Source organism: Janthinobacterium sp. SUN033, from assembly GCF_030397595.1.
Lineage (GTDB): Bacteria > Pseudomonadota > Gammaproteobacteria > Burkholderiales > Burkholderiaceae_D > Janthinobacterium > Janthinobacterium kumbetense.
Map to the genome: position 1 here is coordinate 390,677 of NZ_JAPQNV010000001.1, position 18,616 is coordinate 409,292.

The following is an 18,616-nucleotide window of genomic DNA, read 5'->3' on the forward strand; positions in this document are numbered from 1 at the left end:
ATCATGAATGACCGTGACGTACTGCTGCAGGCGACGTCGCCACGGTTGACGGCGCCGGAAGCGGGAGCCGCGCTAATACTGACAGTGGACACCCCCGTGTTCCACGTCAGCACCAGTGGCGCCGGCGCGCCGGCCGCAGTCAATTTCAAGGCCACGCAAATCAATTTGCCCGGCACCGTGCAATTCAGCTGCAGCGCTGGCGGCGTCCTGAGTGGCAGCGGCAATACGCGTAGCCTCGCGTACAGCGCCATGTCGGTGCAGCAGGTGACCGTCACCGCCACCCTGTTGCATGACAGCGGCGTGACGTTCACGGCGCAGCAGGTCGTCAACAAGGTGCAGGACGGGGCGAATGGCGTGCCCGGTTCGAATGGCACGAATGGCAGCAGCGGCAGGTCGGCGCGTCAATGCTTCACGCTGATCGACGGCTATGCGCTGGCCTTCAACCCCGCCAGCGTGACGGTGCCTGGCGATACCTATCCGCCCGTTGGGACTTGGGGCGAGACGCGTGCCTGGGGGGCTGCCATCAATGGCGCCCCTGCGGAACGGCAGGTGTGGTTTCAGTCCAGCGGCAGCTACGATCCGGTGACGAATCAAACCGTATGGACGACCCCGTTCCAGAGCTATGCCAAGTTTGGCTCGCTGGAGGCGATTTCGACCAAGACGGGGGCGCTGACCTTCAGCGATACCTGCAAGTCGGCCAATGGAAATGTCGTCATCAATTCGGATGGCACTTTTTTCTTGCGCTCTGGCGCTTCCGCGAACCGCATCGAGATCAATGCCAAAGGCTTTTATGCCTTTAACGGCGGTGCCAAGCCAGTTATCGAGCTGGGGTGGCCATATGAGTGACGCCGTCCTGATACTCAGAACGGCAGCGGGGCAGCTGAAGTTCGATTCCCGCCATGCCGCGGGCGGTGTTTGCCTGGGTATTTTTGAGATTCCAGTGGAAGGTGTTTCTCTGGAATTTCGCACCCTGCCGCGCGGGAGAACGCCAATTGTCGTGTACGGCGATGGTCAGGGCCATGCGAAGTGGACATATGACGAAACACAAGGTTATCCCCGTTTTTCGTTCAAGGCCCTGGGATTCACCCCGGCCGCATACAGCGTGACAGCAGGAGTGTATTTAAAGTGAATAGCATTTTTCGAGTACGCAATACTGCGGGGGACCTCGTCGTTGATAGTGATACCCTGGGAACAGAGTGCATAGGCAAGGCTTCGTTCAGCCGCATCGTGCAGCCATATAAGGAGTTTTCCGCTCGCCAGTCAGGCTGGTCCAACTATACCTTTGCCAGTGACCGCCCGGTGCTCTGGGCGATGGATATGCCGCCTGGCCGGAGAGTCGGGATCCTCGGCACCGCCTATCGGAATGGGATACATACCGTGGCTGCTTATTGCGGGACGCATCCTGACCGGGATGGTTTTGACGTACAGGAACCTGTGGATATCTGGGCCTTTTCCACCTTATTGGATAGCCAGCCTTCGCCTTTCGGCCTGATTCTGCGGCATAGCGTGACGGGGAGGCTGACCCATGATTTTGGTCGCCCCAATGTCACGTTTCCCATCGGGAGCGGGGACCTGAATTCCCTCGTTCAACTGCCGGCAGTGGGGCGGCCTGTCGCCATCGGCAATAGCCCTTTCTATCATGTCAGTTTTTCCCCGTATGACCCTGATTATCCTGAAAACGGTTACGTCAAAACCGATACGCGCATGTTTTTGACCCGATATGGGAACAATGCCGTCGCGTATTCATCAGGTACGATACACCGTTCCAGTAATGATCGCGGGCCTGCGCCTGAGGACACTACTTTCACCGAGCCGTCGCCGTTTTTTATCATTGATGGCACTTTCTTGCCTTAGTGAATAAAACTTTGTTCAATCAAGGGAAAGAATATTTTATGACGAATTTACGCATCATCCACCACAATGCGGCTGACCTGGCCGCGATTTCGGCGTCTAGCCAGTCGGGCGCACTCTCCGTGACGAACCTGTTGACGGACATCAAGTCCGAAGTCTGGCGTTCCACGGGTACCCACGCCACTCTCAGCGCCGTTTTCCCCCTGACCTCGTTGATCGCTGCAGTGGCGCTGCCATTCTGTAACTTGAGCTCCGCAGCTACCTTGCGCGTGCGCGGCTATGCGCTGGCGGCCGATGCGGTACCTGCTTTCGATACGGGTACCGTACGGGCCTGCGCGCACCAGCCGCTTGGCGCTTGGGAGTGGGGCCTGGAACCCCTGGGTGTCAATGCATTCTCGTATGGCGGCGGCGCCTATGGGCGCATCTGGTTTTCGCCGGCATGGGTGGAGAAACTGGAAATTGATATCGACGACGCGCTCAACCCCGCCGGCTATATCGAGGCGTCGCGCTTGGTTGCCGGCATGTACTGGTCGCCTGAAAACAATGCCGATTATGGTGCTTCGGTGACGGCAGACGATGCCAGCCAGCATTACCGCAATGAAGGTGGCGATTTACTGACGAATGTGGGACCACACAGCCGCAAGCTTGCTCTGAGCCTGAATAACATGTCGCCGCAGGACCGCAGCAAGTTGATGGCCATTTTGCGCGGCAATGGCAAGTCGCGTCCGGTTTTCGTCAGTCTGTTTCCGGAATCTGATGACCCTTTGCTGGAGCAGGACCACCAGGTGTACGGCAAGCTGCCCGATGCGGTTGCTGTCGCCACGCCGCAATTCGAACGTTATTCGACATCTATTACTGTAGAGGAAATCTAATGCCAGCCAATTTCTATCCAGGGCAGACTGACTATCTGCGCAAGCTCAACGACTTGGCGCTAGCTAAGGACGTCGCGGATATTCCGCGCAATGCGGCTGCTGCTGCGGCCAGTGCGGCAGCGGCGGGACAGGCCGCTACTAGCGCCAGCGCAGATGCAGTTAAAGCATCCGCGCAGGCCGCATCCGCAGGCGCCGCGTTTGCTTCGTTTGACGCGCGCTATCTCGGTGCTAAAGCACTGGCGCCGACATTGGACAACGCTGGCGGTGCGCTGCTGGCTGGCGCGACCTACTGGGACACGGTGCTGAACGGCGGCTGCCTGCGAGTATTCCAGGCCGGCGCCTGGGTGACGATCACCACCAATGCGGCCTCGCAAGTTGTCAGCACGCCGGTGGGCGGGATCGTTGCGAAGAATGTGCAGGCGGCGCTGGCCGAGTTAGACTCCAAAAAAGCGGCGCGCGCAACGACGCTGGCTGGCTATGGTATTACGGACACGTCAGTCATCAAGGCCGATATTGGCCTGGGTAGCGTGGATAACACCAGTGATGTGAGCAAACCAGTAAGCATCCTCCAACAAGCTGCGCTTAACTTGAAAGCACCACTGGATAGTGCTGATCTTACCGGCACTCCACTTTCGACTAAACCCGAAAAGTTCAACAATTCTCGACGTATTGCCACGGTGGATTTCGTTAATAATGCAGGCTTGCATTATCAAGTTGGCCAAGGTATCGGCTTGGCCGCAGGTGCGAATGCATTCACAAAAGAACAGCTTGGTCATTGGTTGCAATTCAACTCCCCAAATTCGACACTTGCCGTAGGGCCATCGACTTATGAATATATGGGCTCCTCCTTCACCGTAAGGGCGCCATTTGGAGGAACCGTAAATTTTTCGGCGCCTGGCGTAGTTCTCGCTAACAGCGCGAACTTGACGACCACATACGTGATGCGGCCAGGCGAAGTCACCACGTTCACGAGTAACGGCGTGTCCGGCTGGTATGTCACTGCAGACAGCATCGCTCCGTCCGTTCTAGATGCCACTTACGCGGCGATAAATGGGGATGCAGCGCAGGACTTTAAAGTGGCCAGCATAAACGGTTCGTTCATCGGCGGTATGCAGAACCGGATTATCAACGGCGATATGCGTATCAATCAGCGTGGTGTACCTAATTCGGGAACGTATCTTATTGGTTATGGTTTGGATCGCTGGAACTACGATGCATTGGTGTCAGGTAAAGTTGCCTATGGCCCTAATTTTTACAATGTGGCAACTCGTGCCCCCGGCTTTCCTAATTACCTTGGCTTGGGTGCTCAAGGAGCCTATAACGCTGCTGCTGGTGAAGCATACCTGTTGCAGCAGGTAATCGAGGGTAATCATTTGGCTGACCTGCAATATGGCACCGCAGCCGCTAAAACCTGCACATTGTCTGCTTGGGTGTGCTCGAACATTGCGGGTATGCATTCGGGGGCTTTTTATAACATCTTGGCGAACAAAAGTTATGTGTTCTCGTTCCCCGTTCCTGTAGCGAACACATGGACAAAAATCGTTGTTTCTATTCCCGGTGATACTGTAAGTGCGATGAATACAAACAATATGCAAGGTCTGCATCTACGTTTTAACTTGGGTTCGGGTGCTAACTTCTTGCGCGCAGTCACTGGCACTTGGATTGCAGGAAATATTACAGGTGTAACTGGTGCTGTCAACATGCTTGGTAATAATGGCAACTTCCTAATCACAGGTGTGCAGTTTGAGGCAGGACAGGCAACATCATTCTCTCGTCGCTCAATGGCTGAAGAAATGCAGTTGTGTCTTCGCTATTACTGCAATTCCTTCGCTGAAGGTGCCGATGTGACTGCGCTTGCCGCTGATGCTCTAGCTTTACTGGGATCAGCTGGTGAATCTGTTGACTCTTTGGAGAATAATGGGCGCCATACTATTAAATTCCCCGTACCTATGCGCGCATCTCCTACTATTAATATGCGTGGCTATGTGACCGCACCGACTACGTGGGCATGTCAAGGAACCGACGCGCAAGGTGGCATTACTGGATTTCAGGGAACTATTGCTGAGGCTGCCAATAAGCGTATGAAATTGCGTTCTACTATAGCAGCACGACAATACAATATCCAAGGTAACTGGGAAGCCATCGCCGAAATTTAATAATAGGAGAACGCATGTACACCATCGTAGAAGAGGCAAACATAATCATACGTGAATCGGACGGGGCATTCATACCGATGGATTACCAGAACCTCGATTACATTAAATATACGGAGTGGCTTGCGGACGGGGGCGTGCCGAAACTGGTTGAATTCTCTTTACATGACGCAATGCCTGCGGGCGAACGGACGACCTAAATTCCTTCATTTCCTGTGCCTCACCAACAAACCCGCTTCGGCGGGTTTTTTCATTTCCACCACCTGAAAGGCAATCATGGCCCTCGAAACCACCGCCGCCGGCGGCGCATTGATCAAACTGTTTGGCGTGCCCGTGCTGGCCGGCGCCGCCGCCACGTCGCTGGGCTTCATGTTCATGTGGCCCCAGTCCACCAAGGAGGCATTCATTCGTTTTTGTTCCAGCATCATCATTTCCACCTTTCTCGGTCCCGTGCTCGTGGCCGCCGTGCTGTCGTGGTGGCCCAGCCTGTTCGACAGCGCGAAGACCGTGGCGGGGCTGTATGGCGGCGATCCGGCCACGGGGTTTTTGTTCATCGCCGCGCCGCTGATGGTGGCGGCCGGCTTGCCCGCCTGGTGGGTGCTGGGTGCCTGCGTGCGCTGGTTCGACAAGCGGCGCGGCAAGGATATCGGCGAACTGGCGGCCGATGCGGCCGCCACCGTCAAGGATGTGCGGGGCATGCTGTGACAGGCGCGCAATTGATGCAGATCATGCCGTTGGCCGGCCGCCGCGCTATGCTGTTCCTGGCGCCCTTGAATGCGGCGATGGCCGAATTCGGTATTGATACGCCGCTGCGCCAGGCAGCGTTCCTGGCACAGGTGGGCCACGAATCGGGACAGCTGCGCTATGTGCGCGAGCTGGCCAGCGGCGCGGCTTATGAGGGGAGGGCGGATCTGGGCAATGTGATTGTCGGCGATGGCGTGCGCTTCAAGGGGCGCGGCTTGCTGCAGGTGACGGGGCGCGCCAATTATGCGGCGTGCGGCGTGTCGCTGGGCCTGGACTTGCTTGCGGCGCCGCAGTTGCTGGAGGAAACGATGTTCGCGTGTCGCTCGGCGGGCTGGTTCTGGCAATCGCGCGGCTTGAACCGCCTGGCCGACGCGGGCGACCAGGAAAGGGTGACGCGCCGCATCAACGGCGGCGTGAACGGCCTGGCCGAACGCCTGGCCTTGTATGCAGCAGTGCGCAAGGTGCTGGCATGAAGCCGTCGTTGAGCATTATGGCCATGCTGCTGTTGCTGGGGGCAGCCGTGTTTTGCGCCCAGCGCTGGGGCCGCGAAGCCGGTCGCGCCGCGTGCACGGCGCAAGTGCAGGAGGTGCAGGGCCTGTTGCGGCGCCAGACCCAGGCGCTGAATGCGATGCGGGAAGAGGGCGCACGCCGGTCGGCGCGGGTGCGGCAGGCGCTGGCCACGGCGCAGGCCGGGCAGGCAGACGCCCAAGCGGCAGCGGCGCGCATCCTGGCGCTGCAGCCCGAAGGTGACGCCTGCCGTGCCGCCGAGGCGCTGATCGCCGGCGAAATGCCATGAGGCCGCCGCGTGCGAGTGCGGGGTGGCGGGCCAGGAGGACGGCAGGGCGGCGGTGTGCCAGGCGCGCCGCCGTGCTGTTGCTGGTGAGTTTATTGACCGGCTGTGCGGCATGGGTGCCGGCATCAAAGGTGGAAACTTGGCCGGTGAGCGTGCCATGTATCGCCACGCGTCCTGCCGCTCCCGCCTTGCCGGCGGTGCCATCCCACGGCATCTTCGAGCAAGTGCAAGCCTTGCTGGCGCGCGAGCAATTGCGTGCCGCCCATGTGCGCCAGCTGGAAACGCTGCTTGATGCCTGCTCTGGTGGCTAAACGCCTATCCCGATAGGACGCGTCTTCTGCTGGCAGCGCATCAGGAGCGCGGACAAGGTGTGAGGGGGACGCGTGGCGAGCCACGCGAGGACGATCAACGCAGTCCCCGCTTCCGAGAGGCGCCAGCAGGGGGGTATGCATCTACTGGGATAGGCTCCAAGCACCAGTCGCCAGGTTCCAGTTTCAGACTCCAGTTCTCAACGCCAACTCCAACTCCAGCTCCAACTCCAACTCCAACTCCAACTCCAACTCCAACTCCAACCATCTGCCAACCGCCATCCGCCATCAGCGACCTGCCAGCCCCGCCGCCTTGTGCCGCCTTCTGGTGCAGGTGCGGGGCGGTATGCGAGAAAACGGTGCATCCATCGTCAAATTGCCTGATCTCTGGCGATTTTCGGCACGATTCCTGTATACAATCGGTGCTGGCACGATGCGTGCATGGCATACCTTGGTCGTCCCATCCAAGGAGCTTCGCATGCCTCATCCGCCGCCAGTGTGTTCCTGTCGTCCCGTTTCTCTCTTGCTTCTCGCTTTCACCTGCGTCCATCCGGGCCGCGGTAACCCAGGAAATGGAGCGTAAATGGCCACTCCCCGTCTGAAATCCATCCACCGCAGCGTGCCCGGCACCGTGCCTGCCGCGCCATCGCCCGTCGATGAAATCCTGCCTGCCGGCAAACTGTTTACGCTGGGCTTGCAGCACGTGCTCGTCATGTATGCGGGCGCCATCGCCGTGCCGCTGATCGTCGGCCGCGCCCTCAAGCTGCCGCCCGAGCAGGTGGCGGCATTGATCAGTGCCGACCTGTTCTGCTGCGGCCTCGTCACCCTGATCCAGTCCCTGGGAATAGGCAAGTACTTCGGTATCCGCCTGCCCGTCATGATGGGCGTCACCTTTGCCGCCGTCAGTCCCATGCTGGCCATGGCGAACAATCCCGCCCTGGGCATCACGGGCATCTTTGGCGCCGTGATCGGCGCCGGCGTCGTTTCCATGCTGATCGCTCCCTTCATCAGCCGCCTGCTGGCCCTGTTTCCACCCGTGGTCACCGGCAGCATCATCGCCGTGATCGGCGTGTCGCTGATGCGCGTGGGCGTCAACTGGACCATGGGCGGGCCGCCCGCCATGGCGCAAATCGCCGATCCCGCCTTCCTCGAGATGGCCGCTGCCGCCACGGCGGCCGGCTTGCCCGCGCCAGCCGGTCCCGTGCCCCTGATCGCCAATCCCGGCTATGGGGCGCTGGATAACATGGGCATCGCGTTCTTCGTGCTGGCCGTCATCTTGCTGGTGGCCAAGTATGGCCGGGGTTTCCTGTCGAATATCGCGGTATTGATCGGCATCATCGCCGGCACGGCCCTGTCGTTTGCGCTGGGCAAGGCCGATTTCGCCAAGGTGGCCGGCGCCAAGACCTTTGCCATCGTCACGCCGTTCCAGTTCGGCATGCCGACCTTCGACGTGGTCGCCATCGTCACCATGAGCCTGGTGATGATCGTCGTCATGATTGAGTCCTTGGGCATGTTTCTGGCGCTGGGAGAGATGACGGACAAGCGCATCACGCAGGACGATATCAGCCGCGGCTTGCGCGTCGATGGCCTGGGCACCCTGATCGGCGGCATCTTCAATACCTTTCCCTACACCTCGTTTTCGCAAAATGTGGGCCTGGTGGGCGTGACGGGCGTGCGCAGCCGCTGGGTCTGCGTAGCGGCCGGCCTTATCCTGCTCGTCATGGGGGTGATTCCGAAGATCGCGCAGACGGCCGAAGCCGTGCCGGCGTTCGTGCTGGGCGGGGCAGGGCTGGTGATGTTCGGCATGGTCGCCGCCACCGGCATCCGCATCCTGGCCGGCGTTGATTACAAGAGCAACCGCAACAACCTGTTCATCGTGGCCCTGTCTATCGGCTTCGGCATGCTGCCGCTGGTGGCGGAACAGTACGCGCAGCACATGCCGAAGGCCCTGTCACCGCTGCTGCACAGCGGCATATTGCTGGCCGCCATCGTCGCCGTGCTGCTCAATCTGTTCTTCAACGGCTTGGCATCGCAGGAAAAGGCGCGGGAGCAGGCGCGCGAGCACACCCATGGCAGCGAGTAAGGCGCCGCCAGCGCCGTGAAAAAGGGCGCGGGGCGCATGCGTCAGCCAGGCGGCAGAATCCTCAGCACCACGCAATTGCGCCCCGCATCCTTGGCCTGGTACAGCGCGGCATCGGCCAGCCGCAACAGGGCGTCAGGATCGGCGGCGCCCGGCGCTGACTGGACCGCGATGCCGACGCTGATCGTCACCTGCTGCGCTTCCGTACTCGCGTGGACGATGTCCAGGTCTTCGATGGCGCGCCGCAGCGCTTCGCCGATCTGGCGCGCTTCGTCCGCGCCCGTGTTCGGCAACACGATCGAAAACTCTTCGCCGCCGTAACGCGCCGTCAGGTCGCCTGCGCGCCGCATGCCGGCCGCCAGCGCCTGCGCGACCCGGATCAGGCATGCGTCACCGGCCTGGTGGCCGTGGCGGTCGTTAAAGAGCTTGAAGTAGTCGACATCGAGCATGACGACGGCAAGCGGCTGGCCGACGCGCGTGGCACGCGCGCATTCGGTGCGCAGCACGTCGTCGAAATGGCGCCGGTTCGACAGGCCCGTCAGGCCGTCGGTGATGGACAGGGTCGCCAGCTTGCGGTTGGCCTCTTCCAGTTGCCCGGTGCGCTCGGCAACGCGCCGTTCCAGGCTGTCATGCAGCCTGGCGCTGGAGATCGAGATCATCGCCTGCGCGCCGAGCATGCGCAGGAATGCGACGCGTTCCTCCGTAAACGAGGCGTCGGCCAGCCGGTTCTCGAAGTACAGGATGCCGTCGATCCGGCCGCCGTGCCGGATCGGCAGGCACATGACGGCGCGCGGCAGGTGCAGCTGCACGTACGGGTCGGCGGCAAAGCGAGAACCGCCCGTGATGCAGTCTTCGATCACCTCCGCGCCAGTGCGGATGACGTAGCGCAGCAGCGACAGCGGGAATTGCGGGTCGCTGGCGGCGTTCAGGTCCAGCGGGCGCGCTTGCAGGACGGTGACGCCATCGCCGTCTATATTGGCCTCCAGCTGGTAGCTGCCTTCCGACAGCAGCAGCAGGCGCGCTACCTGCCCGCCGGCGTTTTCGCACACGATGGCAATGAGGCGTGTCAGCACGTTGCGCAGGCCGACTTCGTTCGACAGGATTTGTGCCGCCTTCAGCAGCGACACCAGGTCGAGCGCGGAACTACCGTGCGTGTGGGAGACGGAATGCCGCTGCGTGCCGCGGCCATCCATCCTTGACAGCAGCGCGGCATGGCGCTCCCGCAGCTGCGCCACCTTGCCCTCCGCGCCCCACTGGCCGTAATGCGCGATGGCGTCCCCGATGAAGACGGCTGCCACGCGCGGCTGCCCCTGGTCGCACCAGCATTCGCCGCACAGTTCATTGCCCAGCGCTTGCATGTTGACGTAACCTGCCAAGCCAGCCGCGTCGATCGCCTGCTGGTAAAGGCGCGTGGCCAGCTGCAGATCGTCCCGGTAGCGTGCCATCTCGGCCATCACCAGCAGGTGCTTGGCCGCGCTGTTGTCCGAGCCTTGCCTGGCCCACTCGGCGAGACTCGCTTGCAGCGTGCCGATCACGGCCCGCAGATCGCCCGCATCGGTGCGCGCGGGAGCGCGCCGCAAGGCGCGGATCAGGATCAGCACGGCATAGAAGCTGCACTCGGCCACCTTGGCCTGGCCGCGCATGATCTGCGTGACGATGCCGAGCTGGCCGGCCAGCTGTTCGGCGTCGGCGTTGTCGAACAGGTAGGCGTTGCGTATCTTCCCTTGCAAGAAGTAGGCGCGGTACAGGTGCGAGTCGCCATACCGTGCGAGGAAGCCTGCCTCGCTGAACGCCGCATCGTCGTAGCTGTCATGGCGCGGCAGGAGGCCCGTCAGGCACTTGATCGGCTGGACCGCGGCGGCGACGCAGCAATCGGCCATCGCCTGCTGGCCGTTGGCGCGCATCAGCGCCAGGTCGTGCTCGATGTCGTGCATCAGGTGCGGCAGGTAGTCGCCGAGGATGATCCGGTCGGTGGCGCGCACGGCGGCCACCACGCCGACCTGCACGAAATCGGCGATTTCCAGCGCCCAGCCAAACGCTTCCTCGTACAGGGCGTCGGAGCTGCGCAGCGGCTGAGTCCAGTGGTTGCTGAGCGCGCCGAACATCAGGCCCGTGAGCGTGCGCGTCTGCAGATTGGCGCGGCGCCTGGCCAGCGCCATCGCCATCGCGCCGAAGTGGTAGCCGCGCGCGATGTCGCCGCTGTACAGCGCCAGCATCATCGCGTAGCCGACATAGGCGACAGCGCTGAAATCGCTGCTCCCCCGCTGCATGGACAGGCGCGTCATCGACACCACCATCAGCGCGCTGAGATCCTGCTGGCCGGCGTAGTAGCTGGCCATCCACAGGCCCTGCATCATCTGCATCGCGGCCACCGCGTCCGGCTCGCACATGTCGGCGGCCGCCAGCAAGGTCTCGGGCGCATGCGCGCCAGGCTGCCGCCCGATGTCGGCGAGAATGTCGGCGAAGCGCGCCTTCATGTGCGCCACATCGTGCGGAATGTCGATGTCCAGCTGTGCCAGGCCGTCGCGCTGCACGGCGATGGCGTCGAGCAGGCGGCCCTGCAACTGATACTGGTGCGCCTGGATGGCAATGCAGCGTACCTGCTGCAAGGGGCTCAAGATACGGGTGCGCACCAGTGGATAGATCGCCTCGGCGGCATCGAACTGGCCACACAGGTAGGCCGCTTCGGCGGCGCCCAGCTGCAGCTCGAGCCAGAGGCCGGCGTGGGTGTTCCATGCGTCCGCCGGCAGCAGGTCGAGACCGATGCGCATGTGCTCCAGGGTCGACTGGAACGCGGCGGAGCGCCGCGCCTTGACGCCGGCCTGGAGATTGAGCGTCGCCAGATGCACGCGCTCGCCCGCCTCGTCGATCAGCACGCGGCCGGCGTTGAGCTGCTCGACGATGTCGAACAGCGTCTCGTCCTGGCGCTCCGGCGGCGTATGCCGCAGGAGCAGGCGGCCGATGAGAAGATGGTTGGCCGCGCGCGCGCCGGCATCGGCGACCAGGTAGGCTGCCTGCTGCACCCGGTCGTGCAGGAAGCGGTAACTGACGCCGCTGTTGCCCGCGACGGTGTCGCCATTGACGTATTTGTAGCGTTCGTCGAGCGGCTGGATCAAGCCTGCCCTGAGCGCCGGCCACAGGTCTTGCTGCGTTTGCCGGGGAGCGCGGTCCACTGCCAGGGCGAGCGTGTCGAGCGTGAAGCGGTTGCCGCTGGAGGCAGCCAGTTGCAGCAGGTGCTGCGTCACGCCGGGCAGGCGGCGGATTTTCTCCAGCAGCACCTCGACCACGTTGTCGGCGTATCCGGCCTGTTCTATCGCAGGCAGGTCCCAGTCCCAGCAATCGTCGGCGGGCCGGTAGCGCAGGTGGCCCGCCTCGTTGAGCGCGGCGAGGAACTGGTTGAGGAAGAAGGGATTGCCGGCCGTCTTGCGGTAGCAAATGCTGGTCAGTGGCGCGCAGTAAGGCGCCGCCACGCGCACGGTGGCCGAGACCATTTGCGCCACCTGCGGCTCGGTCAGCGCGCTCAGTAACAGCGTCGACTGGCGCACGTCACGGGCGAGCAGCTTGTCGCGCAGCGCGCTGAGCGGATGCGCGGGGCCCACTTCATTATCGCGGTACGCGCCGATGAACAGCATGCAGCTCTTGTCGCAGGAGACCATCAGCAGCTCGATCATCCGCAGCGTGGCCGCATCGGCCCATTGCAGGTCGTCGAGGAACAGCACCAGCGGATGCCCGGCGCAGGCGAAGACTTCGACGAAGCGGGGGAAGAGGCGGTCCAGGCGCAGCTGGGCCTGTGCCGGCGCCGCCGCGGGCAGCGGATCGGTGGGGCCGACGATCAAGGCCAGTTGGGGAATCAGCTCGACGATTACGCCCACGCCGCTGCCCAGGGCTTCGTGCAGTTTTGCGGACCATTGCCGCAGGGTTTCTTCCGGCTGGTCCAGCAACTGGCGCACCAGCCCCTGGAAGGCCTGGATCAGCGAGGCATACGGCACGTCGCGCTGGAGCTGGTCAAATTTGCCGGACAGGAAGCGGCCGCGCCGGGCGATGATGGGCTTTTGCACTTCGTTGACGACCGCCGACTTGCCGATACCCGAATGGCCGGCCACCAGCAGCATCTCGCACGTGCCGGCGGCACTGCGCTCAAACGCCGCCAGCAGCGTGGCGATGGCATCCTCGCGCCCGTGCAGCGTTTGTGGAACGAGGAAGCGGCCGTCGTGGTCGGACAGCCTGAGCGCCTGCGCCGGCTTGTTCGCGCGGCAGGCTTCGAGGTCGCTGCGCAAGCCTTGCAGGCTCTGGTAGCGCTGATCGGCATTTTTTTCCAGCAGCCGCTGGATGATCGGCAGCAGCTGGCCGGGCAGGCTTGCCAGCGCCGGGTGCGACCATTCCGGACTGCGCGCAATGTGGCAATGCACGAGTTCCATCTCGTCGCCCGTCTCGAACGGCGCCTGGCCGGTCAGCATTTCGTACAAGGTGGCGCCGAGCGCATAGAAATCGGCGCGCCAATCGACCCGCCGGTTCATGCGCCCCGTCTGCTCCGGCGCCATGTAGCGCAGCGTGCCTTCCAGGGTCTGGAGATTGACGATGCCATGGCTTTCGCAGGGCAGTTCACAGGCGATGCCGAAATCGATCAGCTGCAGCAGGCGCCGTTCGGCATTCCACACCAGATTGGAAGGATTGATATCCTTGTGGATCACGCCCTGACGATGGACCTCGTCCAGCGCCGCGCACAGTTGCAGCGCGATGTCGAAAAAATCGTCCAGCGCCAATGCGGGCTGCGACGGAGTACTGCGCCTCGCCACCTGCGCGCGCAACACCTGGTCGAGCGCCAGGCCGCCGGTATCTTCCAGGATCATCGTCCAGCGCCCGCCGTGCAGCTGCAGCGCCAGCGGATGCGCCACGCCCGGATGGCGGCAGCGGCGAGCAATCGCATACTCGCGCTTGAATTGTGCCAGTTGCTGAAAGGAGGGGAACGGCTGATTCGGCATCTTGACGATCAGCGCAGTGCCATCGGCGGCCCGGGCGCGGTAAACCCGCGAGCGCGTACCGCTGTGCAGCTGTTTGATGATCTCGTGGTCGAAAAGGGAGCGCATGGGCAGGGCTTAGCGGTACACAGACGGTTGCGGGAGCCTTGAGGCGCACATCTCGGAGTACTAGTTGATTGCTAGTATTATATCAGTAGGGAGTTGCGGGGGAGGGCGCGGGGCGATGGGGGCTGTTGTAAAAACGTCAGCGGGGGCAGGCACTGAGGGGGAGCGATGAGGGGATGTGGCACCAGCGCAACCTGGAAACTGGATAATGAGCATGATGGCGCACTTTGTACGCCATCGGAAAAAGAATGTGCAGGCTAATTCGCACAAGCAAACAGTGCGGCTTCCTTTTTTCATGCGTGCTCTGACTCAGCGTGCTCGCGCCCCGCTTACCGGTAAATAGTCAGGTATTTCGCGGGAATGTCGAGCGGGTGGAGCATGCCAGCCAGCGCCAGGTTGATCAGCAGGGCGACCACCAGGCCGACTCCTGCCGGAACGCCGATGGCGAGCCTGCGCACCATTGGCGAGTGCGCTTCGGCTTGCCAATATGCGGCACAGCCCAGGTGCGTGAATAGCGCATACACTGCGAAGAAATAATACGGTGCAAACAACAATTCATATGGCATCAGCACAAAACCGGCTGCGGCATAGTAAAAATTGGTGTCGAGCTTGAGCGCGGCGCGGCCAAACAGGACCGCGCCGACATGAAAAAGCAGGAACAGGGCCAGATAGATCCCTGAGCCGGCCTGCAGCCACGCTACGAACCCGCAGCGTTTTTTCCATCCCCGCAGCACCATCCATATTCCGCTGCCACATTGAAACAGCACGCACGCCAATAGCACCGGCTCGACGACGGCATGTCGATAGAGTGGCCGTGTCGCCTCCATGAAGGCGATGTGCGCATGTGCGCCGGCAATGGCCATCAGGTGATTGACAAGATGCAGCAATATATAGGCCGCCAGGACACATGCCGACAGGCGGTGAAATTTACGAATTGACATATGAATCCATGAGTGAGTGTGATTTTCCCTATGTTGCGCTGGGGCTCCACACCTCATCGAGGGCTACAGATATTGCACCGAAAATTTCATTTATTAATAAATCGTCAATTTCGCGCAAGGCGGACATGGCAGCGGTATTCATCAGACTCCCTCGGTTGGCATCAGATGGAGGTAGTATCGTTTGGTTGTCTAAGCAGGTCTTGAACGTTTGCGACACGCAACAATATTTTTATGACGCTATCGGATGCTGTCCGCCTTGTTGCCTGCGCGTGGCGCTAGCCTCTTGTGTACGAGCCTCGTTGGTGCGCAGCACCGTTTATTTTCCGCCGTTGTGGCCAGCCACCGGTGAAAAGGCGGGGCTTTTGACACGCACTATTTGACAAAAGGACTTGCCGTTCAAGACGGTATCTGACGGATATCCGGCTTGGGCATGGCGGACAGTGAGAGGGTGCGCAGTACTTCCAGGCCTGCCACGAAGGAGTGCCCGCATTCGGGGTTCTGGCACATGCAGGTGATTTCCTTGAACATGGCGGACATCGTGCGGCTCTTGACGGCGCGGACGGTGTACTCGCAATGCGGGCAGGGCAGGCCGATGACTCTCATTTCAGCTTTCTTTCCACTTGGTACAGGGCGCGACCGCGACCTGTCATGTTTTTCGACTGTATGCGTAAGCGCGACTTGACGAGCCATTCAGCCGCCTGATCTATACTTGCCAGCCCCTGGCGTTGGCGCACGAGTTCCAGCACCGCGCGCTCTTCGTCATTGAGGTTAATTTGGTGGTCTGGCATTTTCTGTAACTTTAGAGTTGCTCAAAAGTGACTCGGTTTAAACGCTACGACGCTGTACGCTGTCGATGGTGGAGTCATCCAAGGCGATCACTGCCAAGGCTTCACGCATCACGATCTGGCGCACCAGCACCGCAAGCTCTTCGCCCTGGTAATTGGCGATCGAGGAAACAAGCTGGTGCTCGTAATCGTCCAGGCGCAGCATGACGCGGTGGCTGCGGATACGTTTTGCATCGGGGTACATGACGTTGTCCTTAGTGGGTGGGTTTGGATGCGAGTTCACGCTTGTAGTCGGCGAGGCCGCGCAGGATCAGGAGGCGCAGGAGCCACGCACGTGAGCGCTGTTGAGCCGCGGCAAGAGTTTCGATTTCTTTTACCTCGTCAGGAGCCAGACGAACGCCAAGCGGCTGAGAGGTGACGCCTTTGGTAATGCGTCCGACTTTTGACAAGTTTTTCATAATGTTATGATGTGTAATCGCTACAGGATGGCGTAACTATAGTATGTTAAAGAATACTTGTCAGCGTAGATGTATGGATAAAAATATTTTTGGTGATAGGTTAAGGCAAGAGCGCACGCGCTTGGGCCTTACACAAGAAGCGTTCGCGGCCATTGGTGGCGTGAAAAAACTCGCTCAGATTAATTATGAGCAAGGGAAGACCTTGCCTGATGCCGGCTACATGGTTTCATTGGCCAGCATTGGAGTAGACATCTCGTATGTGATGCTTGGTGTTCCAACAAGTAATTCTTTAACTGACGATGAGAACGAGTTGTTAGTAGGCTATCGACGGCTAGATTTGCGCGGGAGAGCACGTGTGTTGGGAGTTGTCGAAGGCATTGCTGACGCACCTGCTAGCGCTGTCGCTAAGTCTGTAGAACGGCATACTCAAGTCATTGTTCATGACGAGATTGGTCAGCAGATCCACGGGAATATAACTGCGCCGCAAACGATCCATGTAGGTCGTAAAAAAAAATGATCAATGCTATGTAATGGCCGACACAAATCACTCACCGTTTGGCTGTGCTGTACAGTGGATTATCCTCTACTTCGTAGTGTGCATGGTTGCCGTGTGTTTCAAACGATAGAAAAAACATTTGATGAACTAAATTAACTGGAGATTTCATGGCACTTACAGACGAAATTCAAGCTACTAGAAAAAGAGTTGTAACCGATGGATATGAAATGTCACTCGGTGAAATTATCAACTTATACAAGGATGGAGAACTTGTTATTGATCCAGTTTTTCAGCGGCTTTTTCGCTGGGAAGATGAGCGAAAAACACGATTTATTGAATCATTAATTCTCGGAATTCCTATTCCACCAATTTTTGTTTACCAAGATGAAAATGGAGTTTGGGAGCTTATCGATGGGCTTCAGCGCCTATCAACCGTTCTTCAGCTTACTGGCGATCTTAAAGGTGAGCGCGCAGAGCAGTTAGGCCCTCTCGTTTTGAATGGAACTCGATTCTTGCCGAGCCTGGACAAAAAACGTTGGAAAGAGTCTGCTGAAGGTGCAGATGACGGGATTGGACAAGCGCTACAGATAGAGATGAAGCGTGCACGAATTCGTGTGGAAATTCTTAAGGCCGATAGTGATGTCGCCGCGAAATTTGAACTCTTTCAGCGTTTAAATACAGGTGGAGCAGGGCTATCCGAACAGGAAGTGAGAAACAGTATGGCGGTTTCTTTAAATAGGGAGTTTTACAACTGGCTAATGGAACGTTCCATTGATGTTTCCTTTTTAAGAACCACAGATCAAACTGATGTTGCTATCGAGTCGCAAACCGGCGTTGAATTGGCGTTGCGATTTTTTGCATTTAGAAATGTCCCGTATCTAGCTGGTTTAGACGTTCATGAGTATCTCGATGATGCCTTGATAAAAATTGCAACTGATGAGAGTTTTAATATGGACTCTGAAAAAGAAGTATTTTCTAAAACGTTTAAGTTCTTAGATGATGCGTTAGGTAGCATGGCATTTAAGCGCTGGAACGGAACCAGTTTTTCCGGGAAATTCTTAATTTCTGTATTCGAAGTGATGGCTACTGGGGTTTCTTTAAACCTTGAAAAGATCGAAGCCATGTCGCCAGCAGTACGTCATACATTCCTTAATGAAGTCGCTCGAGGGCTTTGGGTTACAGATGCTTTTACACAGAGTTCTGGCGCTGGCATAAGAGGCACCACGCGTCTCTCAAGACTTCTTCCTTTGGCCGCTATTCTCTTGAATCCAACAGGCGCTGGCAATGTCTGATATTAAAACCTTAACCCAGCTTCAGGATGCACTTGATAAAGAGATGGGGTGGAGAGTTAAGGAAATAGGCGCATTTAGATTTGCGTCTAAATCTGTTGGTCAGGAAAAAAAGTTTTTTATTAGGGCCGGAGTGGCAATTCTTTATGCCCATTGGGAAGGGTTTGTAAAAAATGCATCTGAGCATTATTTGAATTATATAAATAACCAAGGGCATACCTATAGGGAGCTGCAAAGTTGCTTTTCGTTGTTTGGTTTGAAAGGTAAGTTGCAGACTCTTGTTAATTCAAGAAAATCTGGCCCGAATCTTGAGGCATTTAACTTTATTTTTTCTGAGCTTGAAAAGAAAGCTAATTTGAATATGTCGTCAGCTATTGATACGGAATCAAATTTGACTTCAAAAGTATTTTCTAATATAGCTGCATCTTTGGATATAAATACAGCCTCTTATGCGACGAAGTTTAATCTTATTGATGAAAGCCTTGTGCATAAGAGAAATAAGGTTGCGCATGGTGAATATCTGGATTTGGGTGGTAGGGAATTTGGTGAGCTTGTTGAGGAGGTTTTGCAGTTGATGCGTGAGTATAAAACCGATATAGAAAACGCTGCCTCGATGAAGAAATATATAAGATCGATTCCGAATTTGTTGCAGGCGTAAACGCGGAATTAATTGAGAGATTTTCCTTTGGTATTGCTCTTATTGGTTTTAACTTAATCTGATGAAAAATGTCATGTGAGTGAAAATTTTCGTGCTACGGCTTC

The 18,616-nt window shown here is 58.8% G+C and carries 20 protein-coding genes; 14 read left to right on the forward strand and 6 right to left on the reverse strand.

Annotated elements, in window-relative coordinates; translation table 11 throughout:
• Window positions 1-3 precede the first annotated feature (3 nt).
• The 11 genes from OX460_RS01815 to OX460_RS01865 all read left to right on the forward strand — a co-directional run bounded on the left by OX460_RS01815 (window position 4) and on the right by OX460_RS01865 (window position 8,804).
• Window positions 4-846 carry a hypothetical protein gene (locus OX460_RS01815; protein WP_289897420.1) on the forward strand — a complete coding sequence of 281 codons (843 nt, stop codon included), beginning with the start codon at window positions 4-6 and terminating at the stop codon, window positions 844-846.
• Entirely contained in the window at window positions 839-1,129 is a 291-nt protein-coding gene (locus OX460_RS01820; RefSeq protein WP_289897421.1) for a hypothetical protein, read from the forward strand. Before OX460_RS01815 ends, OX460_RS01820 begins: the two co-directional genes overlap by 8 nt.
• Window positions 1,126-1,854, forward strand: coding sequence for a hypothetical protein (locus OX460_RS01825; RefSeq protein WP_289897422.1), 729 nt, complete (start codon window positions 1,126-1,128; stop codon window positions 1,852-1,854). Before OX460_RS01820 ends, OX460_RS01825 begins: the two co-directional genes overlap by 4 nt.
• Window positions 1,854-2,723 (forward strand): hypothetical protein, encoded by an 870-nt coding sequence (locus tag OX460_RS01830; RefSeq protein ID WP_289897423.1) that lies wholly within the window; start codon window positions 1,854-1,856, stop codon window positions 2,721-2,723. The genes OX460_RS01825 and OX460_RS01830 overlap by 1 nt, the downstream gene beginning before the upstream one ends.
• Window positions 2,723-4,879, forward strand: coding sequence for a hypothetical protein (locus OX460_RS01835; RefSeq protein WP_289897424.1), 2,157 nt, complete (start codon window positions 2,723-2,725; stop codon window positions 4,877-4,879). Before OX460_RS01830 ends, OX460_RS01835 begins: the two co-directional genes overlap by 1 nt.
• 14 nt (window positions 4,880-4,893) lie before the next feature.
• The gene (locus tag OX460_RS01840; RefSeq protein ID WP_289897425.1) at window positions 4,894-5,076 is read left to right on the forward strand and encodes a hypothetical protein; all 183 of its coding nucleotides are present in this window, start codon (window positions 4,894-4,896) and stop codon (window positions 5,074-5,076) included.
• A 76-nt stretch (window positions 5,077-5,152) separates the two neighbouring features.
• Window positions 5,153-5,581: a hypothetical protein gene (locus tag OX460_RS01845; RefSeq protein ID WP_099667445.1), complete on the forward strand. Its 429-nt coding sequence runs from the start codon at window positions 5,153-5,155 to the stop codon at window positions 5,579-5,581.
• Between the two features lie 14 nt (window positions 5,582-5,595).
• Window positions 5,596-6,093: a glycoside hydrolase family 19 protein gene (locus OX460_RS01850; RefSeq protein WP_289897426.1), complete on the forward strand. Its 498-nt coding sequence runs from the start codon at window positions 5,596-5,598 to the stop codon at window positions 6,091-6,093.
• The gene (locus tag OX460_RS01855; protein WP_289897427.1) at window positions 6,090-6,416 is read left to right on the forward strand and encodes a hypothetical protein; all 327 of its coding nucleotides are present in this window, start codon (window positions 6,090-6,092) and stop codon (window positions 6,414-6,416) included. The genes OX460_RS01850 and OX460_RS01855 overlap by 4 nt, the downstream gene beginning before the upstream one ends.
• A 143-nt stretch (window positions 6,417-6,559) precedes the next feature.
• The gene (locus OX460_RS01860) at window positions 6,560-6,724 is read left to right on the forward strand and encodes a hypothetical protein (protein ID WP_180278751.1); all 165 of its coding nucleotides are present in this window, start codon (window positions 6,560-6,562) and stop codon (window positions 6,722-6,724) included.
• 580 nt (window positions 6,725-7,304) lie between these two features.
• A complete protein-coding gene (locus OX460_RS01865) occupies window positions 7,305-8,804 on the forward strand; it encodes a nucleobase:cation symporter-2 family protein (RefSeq protein WP_289897428.1) in 1,500 nt (499 codons plus the stop codon).
• Window positions 8,805-8,845: 41 nt separating this feature from the next.
• On the opposite strand, the gene OX460_RS01870 is transcribed toward OX460_RS01865, so the two are convergent.
• The 6 genes from OX460_RS01870 to OX460_RS01895 all read right to left on the reverse strand — a co-directional run bounded on the left by OX460_RS01870 (window position 8,846) and on the right by OX460_RS01895 (window position 16,069).
• A complete protein-coding gene (locus OX460_RS01870; protein ID WP_289897429.1) occupies window positions 8,846-13,888 on the reverse strand; it encodes a diguanylate cyclase in 5,043 nt (1,680 codons plus the stop codon).
• Window positions 13,889-14,214: 326 nt separating this feature from the next.
• The gene (locus OX460_RS01875; RefSeq protein ID WP_289897430.1) at window positions 14,215-14,826 is read right to left on the reverse strand and encodes a hypothetical protein; all 612 of its coding nucleotides are present in this window, start codon (window positions 14,824-14,826) and stop codon (window positions 14,215-14,217) included.
• 396 nt (window positions 14,827-15,222) lie between these two features.
• Window positions 15,223-15,429 carry an ogr/Delta-like zinc finger family protein gene (locus OX460_RS01880; RefSeq protein ID WP_289897431.1) on the reverse strand — a complete coding sequence of 69 codons (207 nt, stop codon included), beginning with the start codon at window positions 15,427-15,429 and terminating at the stop codon, window positions 15,223-15,225.
• Complete coding sequence (locus tag OX460_RS01885) at window positions 15,426-15,614, reverse strand: hypothetical protein (RefSeq protein WP_046682347.1); 189 nt, start codon at window positions 15,612-15,614, stop codon at window positions 15,426-15,428. The genes OX460_RS01880 and OX460_RS01885 overlap by 4 nt, the downstream gene beginning before the upstream one ends.
• Before the next feature lie 37 nt (window positions 15,615-15,651).
• Window positions 15,652-15,855, reverse strand: a complete 204-nt coding sequence (locus tag OX460_RS01890) for a hypothetical protein (RefSeq protein ID WP_289897432.1) — start codon at window positions 15,853-15,855, stop codon at window positions 15,652-15,654.
• A gap of 10 nt (window positions 15,856-15,865) precedes the next feature.
• Window positions 15,866-16,069 (reverse strand): ribbon-helix-helix protein, CopG family, encoded by a 204-nt coding sequence (locus OX460_RS01895; RefSeq protein WP_289897433.1) that lies wholly within the window; start codon window positions 16,067-16,069, stop codon window positions 15,866-15,868.
• A 73-nt stretch (window positions 16,070-16,142) separates the two neighbouring features.
• Here OX460_RS01895 and OX460_RS01900 point away from each other — a divergent pair, with 73 nt between their 5' ends.
• The 3 genes from OX460_RS01900 to OX460_RS01910 all read left to right on the forward strand — a co-directional run bounded on the left by OX460_RS01900 (window position 16,143) and on the right by OX460_RS01910 (window position 18,512).
• Window positions 16,143-16,586, forward strand: a complete 444-nt coding sequence (locus OX460_RS01900) for a helix-turn-helix transcriptional regulator (protein WP_289897434.1) — start codon at window positions 16,143-16,145, stop codon at window positions 16,584-16,586.
• A gap of 146 nt (window positions 16,587-16,732) precedes the next feature.
• Window positions 16,733-17,857 carry a DUF262 domain-containing protein gene (locus OX460_RS01905; RefSeq protein ID WP_289897435.1) on the forward strand — a complete coding sequence of 375 codons (1,125 nt, stop codon included), beginning with the start codon at window positions 16,733-16,735 and terminating at the stop codon, window positions 17,855-17,857.
• Window positions 17,850-18,512, forward strand: coding sequence for an MAE_28990/MAE_18760 family HEPN-like nuclease (locus tag OX460_RS01910; protein WP_289897436.1), 663 nt, complete (start codon window positions 17,850-17,852; stop codon window positions 18,510-18,512). The genes OX460_RS01905 and OX460_RS01910 overlap by 8 nt, the downstream gene beginning before the upstream one ends.
• Window positions 18,513-18,616 lie beyond the last annotated feature (104 nt).

Coding starts and splice junctions, on each gene's coding strand:
- OX460_RS01840 (WP_289897425.1), top strand. CDS start 4,894: ATGTACACCATCGTAGAAGAGGCAAACATAATCATACGTGAATCGGAC.
- OX460_RS01870 (WP_289897429.1), bottom strand. CDS start 13,888: ATGCGCTCCCTTTTCGACCACGAGATCATCAAACAGCTGCACAGCGGT.
- OX460_RS01865 (WP_289897428.1), top strand. CDS start 7,305: ATGGCCACTCCCCGTCTGAAATCCATCCACCGCAGCGTGCCCGGCACC.
- OX460_RS01875 (WP_289897430.1), bottom strand. CDS start 14,826: ATGTCAATTCGTAAATTTCACCGCCTGTCGGCATGTGTCCTGGCGGCC.
- OX460_RS01895 (WP_289897433.1), bottom strand. CDS start 16,069: ATGAAAAACTTGTCAAAAGTCGGACGCATTACCAAAGGCGTCACCTCT.
- OX460_RS01885 (WP_046682347.1), bottom strand. CDS start 15,614: ATGCCAGACCACCAAATTAACCTCAATGACGAAGAGCGCGCGGTGCTG.
- OX460_RS01835 (WP_289897424.1), top strand. CDS start 2,723: ATGCCAGCCAATTTCTATCCAGGGCAGACTGACTATCTGCGCAAGCTC.
- OX460_RS01910 (WP_289897436.1), top strand. CDS start 17,850: ATGTCTGATATTAAAACCTTAACCCAGCTTCAGGATGCACTTGATAAA.
- OX460_RS01820 (WP_289897421.1), top strand. CDS start 839: ATGAGTGACGCCGTCCTGATACTCAGAACGGCAGCGGGGCAGCTGAAG.
- OX460_RS01850 (WP_289897426.1), top strand. CDS start 5,596: ATGCAGATCATGCCGTTGGCCGGCCGCCGCGCTATGCTGTTCCTGGCG.
- OX460_RS01815 (WP_289897420.1), top strand. CDS start 4: ATGAATGACCGTGACGTACTGCTGCAGGCGACGTCGCCACGGTTGACG.
- OX460_RS01880 (WP_289897431.1), bottom strand. CDS start 15,429: ATGAGAGTCATCGGCCTGCCCTGCCCGCATTGCGAGTACACCGTCCGC.
- OX460_RS01855 (WP_289897427.1), top strand. CDS start 6,090: ATGAAGCCGTCGTTGAGCATTATGGCCATGCTGCTGTTGCTGGGGGCA.
- OX460_RS01905 (WP_289897435.1), top strand. CDS start 16,733: ATGGCACTTACAGACGAAATTCAAGCTACTAGAAAAAGAGTTGTAACC.
- OX460_RS01845 (WP_099667445.1), top strand. CDS start 5,153: ATGGCCCTCGAAACCACCGCCGCCGGCGGCGCATTGATCAAACTGTTT.
- OX460_RS01900 (WP_289897434.1), top strand. CDS start 16,143: ATGGATAAAAATATTTTTGGTGATAGGTTAAGGCAAGAGCGCACGCGC.
- OX460_RS01890 (WP_289897432.1), bottom strand. CDS start 15,855: ATGTACCCCGATGCAAAACGTATCCGCAGCCACCGCGTCATGCTGCGC.